Source organism: Streptomyces flaveolus (assembly GCF_044765825.1).
Classification (GTDB): Bacteria; Actinomycetota; Actinomycetes; order Streptomycetales; family Streptomycetaceae; genus Streptomyces; species Streptomyces flaveolus.
In genome coordinates this window covers 1-13,472 of record NZ_JBIWKU010000015.1, presented here as the reverse complement: position 1 = coordinate 13,472, position 13,472 = coordinate 1, and the positions used below count along the sequence as shown (strand labels likewise).

Genomic DNA, 13,472 nt, shown 5'->3' with positions numbered 1-13,472 from the left:
CGTCGTTCGTACGGGCGGGGCGACCGGACCGGCGTGGGCCGGCCGGGTGTCGGTTCGTCCGGGGCGGGGACCGGCGTCAGTCGATGGGGCGGACGGCGTTCCGGGCGGCGCGGCGCGCGGTGTGCAGGGCCCCTTCCCTGGTGGCTCCGCGCAGCCCCAGGACGACCCTGGTGCTGAGTCCGTCGAGGAGGGCGAGGAGTTCGTCGGCGGCAGCCGGGACCTCCTCCTCCGGCAGGCCGAAGCGCCCCTGGCGCACCCCTCGGGCCAACAACCGCTCCAGGTCCTCCTGCCAGGCCAGGTCGATCTCCTCCTGTGCCTTCGTCAGCTCACCGTTGCCCGCGGCGCGTGCCCACAGTTCGACCCACAGCATCCAGCGGGAGTCCCGGGGCCCCTCGGGCAGGTACAGCTCGAGGAAGGCGTCCAGACGACGGTGGATGGCGGTACGCCGCGACAGCAGGGCCCGCCGCTCCTCGGTCAGCCGGTCCTCGCTCCAGCGCAGCGCTTCGAGGAGCAGCCGGTCCTTGCTGCCGAAGTAGTACAGGATGTGGCCGCCGGAGGTGCCCAGGCGTTCCGCGAGTGCGGACATGGTGAGATCGGCCAGCCCGTGCTCCGCGATGGCGCGCATCGCCTCCTCGAGCATGCGCTCACGGGCGATCACCCCGCCCCGTCTCCGTCGTGCCTCCGGCGCCGTCACGGCGACCAGTGTAGCGACGCACGCCGACGAACTTGAACGCTGATCAAAATGCGAGAGGTCTCGGCCGGCCTATTGACAGGGCCCCACCACCTTCCACATCTTGTATGACGTTCAAACTTCCTTGAACCGCGTTCAAGGAATATTCCCCCTCCTGCTCCCTCCGCCCGCGGCCAGCCGCCCGAAACCCGGGGACGCACCTCCATGACGCACACACCTGCCGGCACACCCCACGGCGCCTCCCCACCGACGCCCGCACCCGCCGTGTCCGACGGCACCACGGCACCCGCCGCCCTCGCACGGGTTCTCGGCCCGGTGGGCGCCGTCCTGCTCACGCTGTCCTGCATCACACCCGCCTCTTCGCTGTTCATCCTCGTCCCGGAGCTGTTCGCCGGGCAGGGCACAGGCGCTCCGCTGACCATCGTGGTGGGGATCGTCATCTCGATCGCGGTGGGCGCGTGCTACGCCGAACTGGGCACACTCACACCGAGTTCCGGTGGCGAGTACGCCATGGTCGACGCCTTGCTGGGCCGGTTCCTGGGCTGGGTGACCTTCGCGATGACCATCGCGATGCTCGTGGTCATCCCCCCGGTGATCGCCCTGGGCACGGCCGACTACCTCGCCGACCTCGTACAGGTGGACCCTCAGGTCGCCGGCTGTGCCGTCATGCTCGTGGCGATCGCGACGGCCGTGCTGGACGTCAAGTCGAACGCTCTGGTGACCGGAGCGTTCCTGGTCCTCGAAGTGGTGGCCGCCGTCGTGGTGGCCGTCCTCGGCCTGGCACACACCCAGCGTTCCCCGTCGGTGCTCGTGCGCCCCGAGGTGTCCGAGGCCACGGCCGGGCAGGCGACGTTCACCATGGGCCTCCTCGTCTCCGGGCTCGCCGCCGCGATGTTCGTGGTCAACGGCTTCGGCACCGCCGCCTATCTCGCGGAGGAGATCCACCGGCCCCGCCGCAACGTGGCGCGCACCGTCTTCTGGTCGTTGTTCATCGGCGCCGCCGTCATCGTCGTGCCCACGGTCGCGGCGGTGCTGGGGACCGCGTCGACGGACACGTTGTCCACGGCCGCCTTCTCCGACCTGGTGCGCGGCTGGGCGGGCGACACCACGGCCACGGTCGTCGACCTGTGCGTCGCCCTGGCCATCCTCAACGCGGTCCTGGTGATGGTGCTGCAGAACGCCCGGGTCGTGTACGCCTCGGGCCGGGACCGGGCCTGGCCGGAACCGGTCAACCGTGCGCTGACCCGCCTCCACCCCCGTTTCGGCTCGCCCTGGGTCGCCACGCTGGTCATCAGCCTGCCCGGGGCGGCGCTGGCCGCCTTCGCCGACCTGTCGACCCTGTACGAGGCCACCGGCGCGATCCTCGCCGTGGTCTACCTCCTGCTCGCCCTGGCCGCGCTGGCCGCCCGCCGGGCACCGCTGCGCGACCGTCCGGCCTGGCGGATGCCCCTGTGGCCCCTGGCGCCCGTGGTGGTGCTCGCCTCGGTCGGATACGTCCTGTACCAGCAGGCCGGACGTGACCTCGCCATCGCCGGCGGCGTCATCGCGGCGGCGGTCCTCCACTACGTCCTGTACCTGCGCCGGCATCCGCACGACCGCTGGCGGGTGACCGCTCCTGCAGGCGACGACTGACACCGACCGACAACACCCACCCAGCCACCCAACCCGCGCCACCCCGCACCGACTGGAGAACAGACCATGCCCATCCCCTCCCCCGCCCACCTGGTCCTGCGCAACGCCCGCATCCACACCGTGGACCCGGCCCTCCCCTCGGCCGAGGCACTCGCCGTGCGGGACGGCCGGATCGTCTGGCTGGGCTCCGACGCGGAGGCCGGACTGTGGACCGGTCCCGGGACCGAGGTGATCGACGCGGGCGGGCGGCGGGTCCTGCCGGGCTTCGTGGACGCGCACAACCATGTCCGGCTGGGCTCCGACGAGGAGTGCGTGCAGTTGGCCGGGGCCCGCTCACTCGCGGAGGTCGCCGCCCGGATCGCGGCCTGGCGCGAGCAGCACCCCGGCGCGGGGTGGATCGAGGCGGAGGGGTTCGACTACTCGGTCCTGCCCGACGGCCGGATGCCCCGCGCGAAGGACCTCGACCGGCTCACCGGCGACACGCCCGCCTTCGTGCTCAGCTACGACGTGCACACCATGTGGCTCAACAGCGCCGCGCTGGCCAGGCTCGGCGTCACACGCGACAGCGGCGCGCTGCCGTTCGGCGTGCCCGAGAAGGACCCCGAGAGCGGCGAACCCACGGGTTTCGTACGGGACTTCGCCGTGCGCGGACTGTCCCGCGAAGGCCATCGGGCGCTGCGCGACCTCGGCGTGCCCTGGGCATCCCCCGAGCGGCAGTACGGGCGGCTGCTGCGGAGCCTGGAGGACGCGGTCCGCTACGGCATCACCACCGTCGTCGAACCGCAGAACTCCCTGGACGACCTGGAGCTGTTCGTACGGGCGCGCAAGGAAGGACACCTGCGCTCCCGGCTGGTGGCGGCACTGTTCCATCCCCGGGGCACCACCGAGGCCGACCTGGACGAATTCGCCGAGGCCGCGCGCCGGTTCGACGACGAGTGGATGCGGGTGGGACCGCTCAAGCTCTACATCGACGACGTGGTCGAGCCGCGCACGGCCGCACTGCTGGAGCCGTACACGGGCTGCCGGCACCGCGGTGACACCTTCTACCCGCCCGAGGAGTTCGCCGGTCTGCTGTCCCGGCTCGACGCACGCGGCTTCCAGTGCTTCGTGCACGCCACCGGCGACCGGGGCATCCGTACCGTGCTGGACGCGGTGGCCCGTGCCCGCGGCACGAACGGCCCCCGTGACGCCCGCCACCAGGTGGTCCACGTGGAGTGCTGCGACCCGGCGGACGTGCCGCGCTTCGCCGAACTCGGGGTCGTGGCCTGCATGCAGCCGCGCCACTGCGCTCCCGAGATCGCCGGTCCCGGCCAGGACTGGGCGCGGAACGTCGGTCCGGCACGGTGGCACAAGGCGTGGCCCATGCGCAGCCTGCACCGGGCGGGGGCGACGCTGGCCTTCTCCAGCGACTGGAACGTCGCCGAGATGGATCCCATGGTGGGGCTGTACACGGCGGTGACCCGCCGGCCGCTGAACGGGGGCGAGGCGTGGATTCCGGAAGAGACCGTGGACATCGAGACAGCCGTCCACGCCTACACGATGGGATCGGCCTACGCCAACTTCCTGGAGAACGAGCGGGGTTCGCTGACGGTCGGCAAGTTCGCCGATCTGGTCGTCCTCTCCCGTGACGTGCTCACGGCCGACCCCGCGGCCATTCCCGGAACCGTGTGCGACCTCGTCATGGTCGGCGGTGAGGTCGTCCACCGGACCTCGGCATGACCGGCGTCCGCGGGTGCGGCCGACGGCTGTGCGGCGGGACCGCACCTGGCCGTTCGGCCCGGGTCCGTCCCGTCGGTCAGACGGGCGGAGAGGTGCCGAGCACGGCGGGAGCGGGGTCGGCGAGGCCCTCCACGGCGGGAAGCGCGGGGGTGATCGTCCTGGAGAGGGCGAACTCCCCTCGGACCGCGGCGGGCCGACGGCCACCGAATCGGCACCCGCCCCTTCCGGAATGGGCACTGCTCTTGCGGGTGGGGGCGAAGCGGTCGTTCGTGCGTCCGCGGTTCATGCGGAACCTTCTTCGACGCGGCACATATCAAGGAATTTCCGCGGCGATGATCGGCACGGAGAATGGCAAGAATGGGCCGGTGGAACGCGAAGTGAATCCGGCCGACGGATAAACCGTGCGGCTGCAGACGCTGAATGAGTGGCGCGAAGTGCACCCGTCATCCGGGCGTCCACCGCAATGAAAAAGCATTGCGGAAATGCGTGCAGCTGGGGCCCGCACCCCGAGGGATGCGGGCCCCAGCTGCACAGTACGCGTGAGCGTCAGGCGATGACGATGTTCTCGGCCGTCGGGCCCTTCTGGCCCTGCGCGATGTCGAAGGTCACCTTCTGGCCTTCGAGAAGCTCACGGAAGCCCTGGGCGGCAATGTTCGAGTAGTGGGCGAACACGTCGGCGCCGCCGCCGTCCTGCTCGATGAAGCCGAAGCCCTTTTCCGCGTTGAACCACTTCACGGTACCAGCAGCCATGTCATTTCTCCTTCGGGGCAGTGCCTCGGTGTCCGCACTGCGCGGACCCCGTGTCGCCGCAATGATCACCCCGCCCGGAAAAAGACCGGATGGACAAAAGCGCTTCCAGTGGCACAGGACCAACCGGAGGCACTTGAAGTTTCGGGAACCACAACTGCAACTGAGATCGACAGTAGCACGCCGCAGCGGCTTGTGTGCGGTGAAGAATTCCACTCCACTTATTACGGCAGAGATTCTGTCTGCGTGTTCCGTCGAAATCTCTGCCCACGGACACAGCTATTGATTGCGCCGGAGCGCAGCGTTTCGGGCAGCCCGGGGCGTGCGCGGACCCGCCCGCCGATGCACGGCACCGCCCTGATGCGTAATACTCTCCACATGACTCCGAGCATTACGCCCACGTCTGGTGCGATCGCCGTGCGACGGGCCGTCGCGCGGGACGGCAAGCGGCTCACGCGGCTGGTGCGTGGCTCACGCGCCTACGAGGGCCCGTTCGCGGCGATGGTCGCGGGCTACCGCGTCGGTCCCGACTACATCGAGGCCCACCGGGTCTTCGTCAGCGTCGACACCGACGACCCCACGGGACGCGTGCTCGGCTTCTACTCCCTGCTCCTCGCGCCCCCGGAGCTGGACCTGCTCTTCGTCGCCGACGAGGCGCAGGGCCGGGGCATCGGGCGGCTGCTCGTCGAGCACATGAAGTCCGAGGCGCGCGCGGCGGGGCTGGACCGTGTCCGCGTGGTGTCGCATCCTCCGGCCGAGGGGTTCTACCGCAGCGTCGGCGCGCGGCCGACCGGGACCGTCTCCGCGAATCCGCCCGCGGTGGCGTGGGACCGGCCCGAGCTGGAGTTCCTGATTCCGTAACGGCCGGCCGGGCTCCGCCCATCTCGGGCGGGGCCGGTCAGGAGTCGGCCGGTGGCGGCCGGCCGGCACCGGTCAGGGCGAACCAGACGGGGTCGACGATCAGGAGGCTGTGCACCAGGGCGTCGCCGCGGGCGATGGCCTCGACGAGGTCGGCCGGCTCGTCGGTCTCCCGTGAGGATGCGTCGCTGCAGGCCAAGGGCTTCTTGGGCTTCCCCAGGTGCGCCAGCGCGGATCGAGCCGCTCGCGCGAGCCGCGCGAGCTCCGGGTCGCTGTCGTCCGCGGCGCAGGCGGTCACGGTCCGCTCCAAGAACGTACGGGCGCCGGTACGGTCGCCCGACTGCGCGAGGAACGAGCCGAGTTGGTACCGGCTCTGGGCCTTGAGCCGCTCGTCGGTCCCCGTCTCGGCCAGTGCCGCGCCCTCTCGTGTCCATCTGATGGCCGCCGGGCCGTGGCAGGCCGCGCACAGTGTCCAGTAGGCGGCGCCGAGTCCGACGGACGCCACGGCCACCTTGCTCTGCGCGCCCGCCTCCCGGAAGTCGCGTACTGCCCACGCCAGACACGCCAGGGCGCATCCCGGAGCCCGTGGTTCCTCGTTCAGCAGAGTGCGGGCGTGGTTCAGGGCGACCAGGCCGCTTCCGCGCCGGTCGCCCAGGTCATGGAACAGGTGCGCGGCCCTGACCAGTGCCGTGGTCGCGTTCCGGGGTTCGCCGCGTTGTCGGAGCACGTCCGCGAGGGCGACGAGTGCCGTGGCCTCGCCCTGCCGGTTGCCGTGACGCCGCGACAGGTCCACGTCCTCGCGGTGCGCGGCCTCGGCCTGGGGCAGCTCGCCACGCAGGGCGCGGGCCAGGCCGAGGTTGTGGAGTGCCGAGCTGATCGCGTGTGGGTGCCCGGCCTCCGTAGCGACCTCCACGGCCTCGGAAAGCCGTTCCACCGCCTCGTCGAGCTGTCCCGTCAGCCGGCACGCGTTCCCGAGGTAGGTGAGCGCCGCCGCATGGTCTGCCTGCGACAGGTGGCCGGCCGCCGCGACCGCATGCCTGCCGCAGAGGTACGCGTCGGTGCCGTGCCAGTGCTCCTCCAGGTAGCGCTGGAGGTTGAGCGTGAGCGTGAGGGCCGACCGCCGGCGGCCGGCCTCCCGGGCGGCGCCGACCAGGGCGACGATGTTGGTCCGTTCGGCATCCAGCCAGGCGAGTGCCTGGGCGGCACGGGCGAAGGGGTTCGGGGCGGTGTCCGGCTCTGTCGTGCCGTCCAGGCGGGCGGCCGCCGCCGTCAGCGCCGTGTAGTGGTCGTCGAGCCGCCGTGCGGCCGCCGCCACCTCGTCCTCGGCGGGAACGGCGTTCCCCTGCGTGCCTGGGCCGGGCCGGTGCTGCGCGGCCTGCTCAGCCCCGTACAACCGCACCAGGTCGTGCAGGGACCAGCGCTCGGTGTCCTCCAGGGTCAACGGGGTGTCGGGGGCCGTCGTCGGCAGATCGGTACGGGTGAGCAGGTGGTGGCGGGCCAGGGCGGCCAAGTGGCGGCGGGCCAGGGGGCGGGGAAGGTCGAGCAGGACGGCGGCGGTGGCTGTGGAGACATCAGGGCCGGGGGCCGTGGCCAGCAGGCGCAGGGCGCGGGCCGGCGCCGCGGGCAGGTGGTGGTAGGACAATTCGAGGCTGGCCCTGACCGCCAGCGGCCGGCCCTCCGCGTCGTCCTCGTCGAGCGACAGGGCGTCCAGCCGGTCGCGGGCCTCGCGCAGGTCGTCGGCGTGTGCCCGCAACGGCCGGCCCGGGTCCGCGCGTAGCAGCGCGGCCGTGATGCGCAGCGCAAGCGGTAGTCCGCCGCACAGTTCGGCCAGTTGCAGGGCGCCGGCCGGGTCGGTGGAACACCGCGCGTCTTGGGTGTCCCCGCCCTGCAGCACGGTGTCCAGCACCACCACCGCCTCCTCCGCCGGCAGCGGGGTGACTCCCACGCGGTGGGCGGGCAGTGAGGAGAGCGCCTGCCGAGAAGTGATCAGGGCCCGGTGCGGTGCGCTCGGGAGCAGCGCGCCGACCTGGCCGGGCTCCCGGACGTTGTCCAGCACCACCAGCAGCGGTGTCCCCCGTCGGGCCGCGTCGTGCAGCAGGCGCTGCCAGACGTCCAGCGCGCTGTCCTCCGTGCCGGGCAGTTGCCGGGCCGGCACACCCATGGCCCGCAGCAGCCGGTCCGCGACCGCGCCCGGGGGCACCGGTTCACGGGCGCTGTACCCGCGCAGGTCCGCGAAGACGGCACCGCCGGGGAACCACCCCCGCCGGTGTGCCCGGTGCGCCGCGTGCAGTGCCAGCGCGGTCTTTCCTGCCCCGCCCATACCCGCGATCACCGAGACGGCGATGCCGGGCGCGGTCTCCGCCCCGGGCTCCAGCCGGCGCAGGACCTCGTCGATCTCGGCGGCCCGTCCCGCGAAGTCGGCCGGAGCAGGAGGCAGTGTGACGGGGCCGGCCGGCACGGTCTCCGGGCTCCGCGACCGGGGGCGGCCGCCCGGCGACTCCTGGGCCCGCTCCGTACGCGCGGCACGCACCAGGCGCGTCCACCGTTCCCGTTCGGCAGGGACCAGCGCAGGGCTGCCGCTGCGTCTGCCCTCGAGACGCCAGGCCTCCCTGCGGAGGTAGCCCACGAGGCTCAGCAGGAACGCCTCGTTCTTCCTCCCGGGAACCGAGCGGCCGTTCAGCCAGTCGTTGAGGCTGGACATGCCGACCCGAAGCGCGGACGTCGAAGCGCCCCCCAACCGCACCATGCGCTTCAGCGGCGGTGAGCCCGCTGCCTCCCGCGCCCTCGTCAACTCGGCCACAAACCGCTCGATGTGACGTCCCACTCCTGCCACGCCCTTTGGTCCGCGCTTCGTTTCCGGTCCGGTACGCCTCCGGAAAACCAGCCACACCCGCCCCCGCCAGGCTAGCGACCACCCCGCGCAGACACCCGCGGTCGCCGGAAACCCGCCGGACGCCCTTCCATCAGCGGTACTTGCCGCACCCCGCGGCGGTGTCCGTCCCACCGAGGAGCAGACGATGGCCTTCAGGCCCCCCACGTTCCCCCGTCCGGCACTCACGAAGGCCCCGGCCCCGACGGCCCCGCCCCCGAACCCGCACCGGCGGCCCGCCCCGGCGACCCCCGTGGCCCGCCCCTGCCGACGCGCCACCGCCCTCCGGGGCCCCATGGCACGGCAGTTCGCCCTCGCAGCGGCCACCGGCGCCGCCGACGCCCTGACCACCGCGCTGCTCCACCTGCTGCACCTGACGTCGTTCTGAACGGCACAGTACGGAGCGGCAAACCGTCCACCCCGACCCGACAACACCGCAAGCACCGCGAGGATCACCGTGACAACCGAGCGCCCTGTCCCTCCCACGGTCGCCGACGAGCGTGAAACGCTGCGCGGCTACCTTGAGTTCCACCGCGCGACGCCGGCCCTGAAATGCGAAGGCCTCACCGACGACGAGCGTCGCCGCCAGTCGATGCCACCCTCGACGCCGTCCCCAGGACGTCCCGCTCGTCCGGTCGGACGCAACGCCCGCAAGCGTGCGCGGTGCGGAAGGGGGACGGGCGAGGCGAGGTTCACCGGACCCTCCCGGTCGTCCCGGCTGCTCCGCGGACCGTGAAGGGGCACACCGCATGGTGCGGGCACGGGCGGACTTCTCAGCCGCCCGTGACTCCGGCCGGCCATCGGTCCTCAACTCCGCCACCCACGCGGAGACATGGTCCGCCGACGCCCACCCGATCGCCGCTCCGCGTTCCGTCTGGGGCGAGGTCGGCTTTCCGGTCCTGTACGCGTGAGCATCCGGTACGCGATCCCCGGGAGGACCGACAGCGTGCTGTTCAGTCCAGGTCGGGCAGGTGGTCCGATTCCAGCGCCTGCATGGCGTGCGACGCGTTGAACGGCAGAATCGTCACCGCGACGTGGGGCAATTGCTCCAGCGTCCGTGCCATCGTCTCGCCGGTGCCCCGGTGGAGGAGCTTGCCGAGGGCGTTGGCGTACATCCGCCGTGGCACGAGCACCGTCAGGGACGTCTCCCCGTCCTGCGTGGTGCGGACGGCCAGTTCCTTCATCGCGTGGCGCAGCCGGCGGTCCGGGCAGGCCACCAGTTCCAGCTCGACCGAGGTCGCCGACGTCGATTCCCAGACGGCGGACAGCCGTTGTGCGTGCCCCTCGTCGATGGCGAAGTGCACCGCCCGGACGGAGTCGGGACGCAGTTCGTGGGCGTACCGCAGGGCCTTCAGCGTGGCCAGGTCAAGCGTCTCGACGAGGACGAACACCCGGTGGCGGCGCGTACGCGGCCGGTCCGCGCCCGTCGGCAGTCGCTGCAGGGCAGCGGCCTCGCGCCGGTACTCGCGGTTGATCCGGATCAGTGCCCAGACCCCGAACGGAAAGACCACGGCGACCAGCCAGGCGCCCTCGGTGAATTTCGTGACCGCGAAGATCAGCACCACCGCCGCGGAGATGATCGCCGCCAGCGCGTTGACCACGAGCTTCACCCGGCGCAGTGGCCCGCGACCGCGCAGGTGGTAGACGGTGAGGCCGGCCCCGGCCATGGTGAAGGCGGTGAACACGCCGATCGCGTACAACGCCACCAGCTTGTCCACGCTGGCGCCCGTGACGAGCAGCAGGGCCAGGGAGAGAGCGGTGAGCACGATGATGCCGTTGGAGAACGCCAGTCGGTGCCCGCGCCGGGTGAGCACCCGGGGCAGGAACCGGTCCTGTGCGACGAAGCTGGCCAGGAACGGGAAGCCGGTGAAGGGAGTGTTGGCACCGGTGTACAGGACCAGCGCGGTCGCCAGCTGGACGAAGACCAGCCCGATCGTCCCCACCGTCCCGGTCCCGAAGGCCAGCCGTGCCTCCTGTGCGATGACGGTCGGGGTGCCGTCGGTGTACGGGACGGCGTGCGTGTAGTGCGCCAGGGTGGACACGCCCAGGACCAGGGCGGCGAGCACGCAGCTCATGGCGATGAGGGTGCGCCGGGCGTTGCGGCCCTGGGGCTCACGGAAGGCCGAGATGCCGTTCGAGATCGCTTCCAGCCCGGTGAGGGACGAGCCGCCGTTGGCGAAGGAACGCAGCACGATGAACAAGGAGGCGCCGTAGAGCCAGCCGTCGCCAGGAGTCCCCAGCGGCACGACACCGGGGGCCTTCAGGTCGGCGTGCGGCAGCTCGTTCGTCAGTCCGCGTACCGCCGCCACGAGGAAGACCAGACCCATCGCGGAGATGAAGAGGTAGGCGGGCAGCGCGAACATCCGGCCCGCCTCGCGCACTCCGCGCAGATTTCCGTAGGCGAGCAGTACGATCACCGCCACGGAGACCGGCAACTGCAGATGGTCCAGCCCCGTCCAGCCGTTGCCGGCCAGATGGGCGAGCGAGATCAGGGCGTTCGTGCCGGCTGACACCTGGACGGCGACGGTGACGATGTAGTCCACGAGCAGGGCAACGGCGGCGACCTGCGCGACGTCCGGTCCGAAGTTCTCCCGGGCCACCACGTAGGAGCCGCCGGCCCTGGTGTAGATGGTGACGACATCGCTGTAGCAGAGCGTCAGCAGCAGCAACACCAGCAGAATCGCACCGGTCACCGGCAGGACCATCGTGAACGCGGCCGCTCCGACAACGGGCACGAGGACGCGGAGCATCTCCTCGGAGCCATAGGCCGACGAGCTGATGCAGTCGGACGCGAGTACGCCGAGCGCCGTCCGGTTGCTCAGTTTCTCCTCACTCACACGTTCTGTGGTGAGCGGCTTGCCAAGGAGCCGCCGCTTGACGCGGTACATCGGCCGGTCGAGGGTCATGCCGCTATCAGAACGGGCGGGTGTTCCAGGAGCGGCCAGACACCACCGGCGGGGCACTCGCACGGAGTCGCCGGATGCGGGCCGACTGCGGGTCAGTCGCAGAATGCCTTGTCCAGGAGCGCGTCGACGGCGTCGTCGGGATCACCGCGGAAGTCGGGCGTGAGCGCGACCGTGACCTGGCGGCGGCGGTCCCCCGTGGAGAACGACCAGGACTGATACGCCAGGGCATCACCGTCGTTGCCGTACACACGGACCCCGCACGAGGTGTCCCGCCATCGCAGCCCCAGCCCGTACTTCTCGTCCTTGACACCTGGTGTCTTCATCTCGTCGAGCAGGCGACCTGGCAGGAGGCGCCCATCGAGCAGTGCGGCCATGAACCGGTTGAGATCACTTGTCGTGGAGATCATCTCGCCGCCCGCGCCCATCACCGACGGATTCATCTCGGTGATGTCGACGAGACGCTTCTCGGTGCCCTGCTGTATCGGTACGTAGCCGTGCGGGTGCGGCCCTCGGATGCGCGGGGACGTCCCCGGCAGCGAGGTGCCGTGCAACCGCAAGGGCCGGATGATCCGGCGCTCGATCTCCTCGCCGTACGACCGGCCGGTCACCTTCTCGATGATCTGGCCGAGCAGGAGGTAGCCGGTGTTGGAGTACGCGTAGTCGGATCCCGGTGGTTCGAAGGTCGGCGGGTTGGCCACCGCCCGCTGCCTCAGTTCGGCCGCGGACCAGGTCCGCAGGCGGTTGTCCAGGAACTCCGGCCTCGGCGGCATCGGCAGCGTGGGACGGTAGTCGGGCACCCCACTCGTGTGGTTGAGCAGATGCCGCACGGTGATCCGGTGACCGTCGGGGACGGCGCCGGGCAGCCACGTCTCGACCGTGTCGTCGAACTCCAGCCGGCCTTCGGCCACGAGTTGCAGGGTGACGGTGGCGACGAACGTCTTCGTGATGCTGCCCATCCGGAACCGGGCGTGTGCCGGGACCTCCCGCGTCGTGCCCAGTTCGGCGACCCCGCTGGTGCCCCGCCACACGCCGTCCTCGTCCCGCACCTCCATCAGCGCGCCCACGGCGCTCGTGGCGGTGATGTCGTCCAGTCCTTCCTGCAGTCCGCCGCGATGCGCCTGCTCCGATCCGGCAAACGCGGCGGTTGGCGCCGCGAGCAGCGTCAACGCGGTCGTCACCGTCACCAGCACCCGATGCACGCGCTTCATCCCGACCTCCCGATGAGTGATGCGGCCGACTCGCATCGCGTGCGATCCGCCCCGTAGGCAAGGAGCTTGCTGGACAGGGCGGGCAGCCGCGATGGGGCTCATCGCCGTATCCGGCCGGGGGGTACCCCCACCTGCTGCGGCGTCTCGACGCCGTCGTTGGATCGGTGTCCACACCGCCGAACCCGGCATCCCCGACCACGACGCCCTGCCTTCGGCCTCACGAGACCGCGCGGCCTTGAGGCGCCGTCTATGCTGGGTACACGTGCCGCCCTCGGGAGCCTGGGAGGTGTGCCGTGCCCCGCACTCACCACTTCCACTTCGACGTGGACAGCCACTCCGTCACGGTGCAGACGCGCCACGCCGCATCCGAAGCCGAACTGCTGGTGGACGGCAAGGTGGTCGGCTACCAGCGGACACGGCACCGCAAAGACACCCTGGCGCTCACGGCCGAACTGCCCGGCGACCCGCCCCGCCCGTTCGAAGTCACTCTCCACCGCGGCGGGACCGCAGAGCGTTCCGCCACCTGCACGCTGGAGATCGCCGGACGCAGGCACCCCATGGCTGAGATGCCACTGGGCCGATCCGACAGCACCCTGCCCACAGGGCCCCGACCCGCACTGCGCTCGGCACGCAGGGTCCTACGCAACCTCCTGCGGCGCACCCACCGCTGGTAGCCCGCATGACTGCGCGGGTGCGTCGGCGACGCCTCCGGTGGGGTGGCCGTGTGTCCGTCCGTGCCTGTGCGGGCGGGTCGGCCGCGGTGTAGAGAGGAGTCATGTCGCAAGGTCTCGACGGACTTCACCGGCCGGTGCAAACGAGCCGGGCGCTGGTCGCCATCCCGA

At 71.5% G+C, this 13,472-nt stretch carries 11 protein-coding genes and 1 pseudogene; 6 read left to right on the top strand and 6 right to left on the bottom strand.

What is annotated here, in order from left to right:
- Positions 1 to 76: 76 nt before the first annotated feature.
- On the bottom strand, positions 77 to 640 hold the full coding sequence (locus ACIRG6_RS33445; protein ID WP_318218652.1) for a TetR/AcrR family transcriptional regulator: 564 nt from the start codon (positions 638 to 640) through the stop codon (positions 77 to 79).
- Between the two features lie 255 nt (positions 641 to 895).
- Here ACIRG6_RS33445 and ACIRG6_RS33440 point away from each other — a divergent pair, with 255 nt between their 5' ends.
- Both ACIRG6_RS33440 and ACIRG6_RS33435 read left to right on the top strand, forming a co-directional pair.
- Positions 896 to 2,323, top strand: a complete 1,428-nt coding sequence (locus ACIRG6_RS33440; protein ID WP_364686525.1) for an APC family permease — start codon at positions 896 to 898, stop codon at positions 2,321 to 2,323.
- A gap of 66 nt (positions 2,324 to 2,389) precedes the next feature.
- Entirely contained in the window at positions 2,390 to 4,042 is a 1,653-nt protein-coding gene (locus ACIRG6_RS33435) for an amidohydrolase (RefSeq protein ID WP_403325405.1), read from the top strand.
- Positions 4,043 to 4,157: 115 nt separating this feature from the next.
- Here ACIRG6_RS33435 and ACIRG6_RS33430 read toward each other — a convergent pair.
- Together ACIRG6_RS33430 and ACIRG6_RS33425 are read right to left on the bottom strand one after the other, a co-directional pair.
- Positions 4,158 to 4,328: pseudogene (locus ACIRG6_RS33430) on the bottom strand (DEAD/DEAH box helicase); the annotation flags it as partial.
- 260 nt (positions 4,329 to 4,588) lie between these two features.
- Positions 4,589 to 4,792, bottom strand: coding sequence for a cold-shock protein (locus ACIRG6_RS33425; RefSeq protein ID WP_048455366.1), 204 nt, complete (start codon positions 4,790 to 4,792; stop codon positions 4,589 to 4,591).
- Between the two features lie 375 nt (positions 4,793 to 5,167).
- Here ACIRG6_RS33425 and ACIRG6_RS33420 point away from each other — a divergent pair, with 375 nt between their 5' ends.
- Positions 5,168 to 5,650, top strand: a complete 483-nt coding sequence (locus ACIRG6_RS33420) for a GNAT family N-acetyltransferase (protein WP_364686515.1) — start codon at positions 5,168 to 5,170, stop codon at positions 5,648 to 5,650.
- Between the two features lie 37 nt (positions 5,651 to 5,687).
- Here ACIRG6_RS33420 and ACIRG6_RS33415 read toward each other — a convergent pair whose 3' ends face one another.
- Entirely contained in the window at positions 5,688 to 8,348 is a 2,661-nt protein-coding gene (locus ACIRG6_RS33415; protein ID WP_364686512.1) for an ATP-binding protein, read from the bottom strand.
- 316 nt (positions 8,349 to 8,664) lie between these two features.
- Here ACIRG6_RS33415 and ACIRG6_RS33410 point away from each other — a divergent pair, with 316 nt between their 5' ends.
- Positions 8,665 to 8,904 (top strand): hypothetical protein, encoded by a 240-nt coding sequence (locus ACIRG6_RS33410; RefSeq protein ID WP_364686509.1) that lies wholly within the window; start codon positions 8,665 to 8,667, stop codon positions 8,902 to 8,904.
- A 361-nt stretch (positions 8,905 to 9,265) separates the two neighbouring features.
- Positions 9,266 to 9,427, top strand: a complete 162-nt coding sequence (locus tag ACIRG6_RS33405; protein WP_364686506.1) for a hypothetical protein — start codon at positions 9,266 to 9,268, stop codon at positions 9,425 to 9,427.
- A gap of 42 nt (positions 9,428 to 9,469) precedes the next feature.
- Here the strand turns inward: ACIRG6_RS33405 and ACIRG6_RS33400 are convergent, their stop codons facing one another.
- Both ACIRG6_RS33400 and ACIRG6_RS33395 read right to left on the bottom strand, forming a co-directional pair.
- Positions 9,470 to 11,422 carry an APC family permease gene (locus ACIRG6_RS33400; protein WP_364686503.1) on the bottom strand — a complete coding sequence of 651 codons (1,953 nt, stop codon included), beginning with the start codon at positions 11,420 to 11,422 and terminating at the stop codon, positions 9,470 to 9,472.
- Between the two features lie 92 nt (positions 11,423 to 11,514).
- Entirely contained in the window at positions 11,515 to 12,630 is a 1,116-nt protein-coding gene (locus tag ACIRG6_RS33395; protein WP_364686500.1) for a serine hydrolase domain-containing protein, read from the bottom strand.
- 293 nt (positions 12,631 to 12,923) lie between these two features.
- Here ACIRG6_RS33395 and ACIRG6_RS33390 point away from each other — a divergent pair, with 293 nt between their 5' ends.
- The gene (locus ACIRG6_RS33390) at positions 12,924 to 13,304 is read left to right on the top strand and encodes a hypothetical protein (protein ID WP_364686497.1); all 381 of its coding nucleotides are present in this window, start codon (positions 12,924 to 12,926) and stop codon (positions 13,302 to 13,304) included.
- The last annotated feature ends 168 nt before the right edge of the window (positions 13,305 to 13,472 follow it).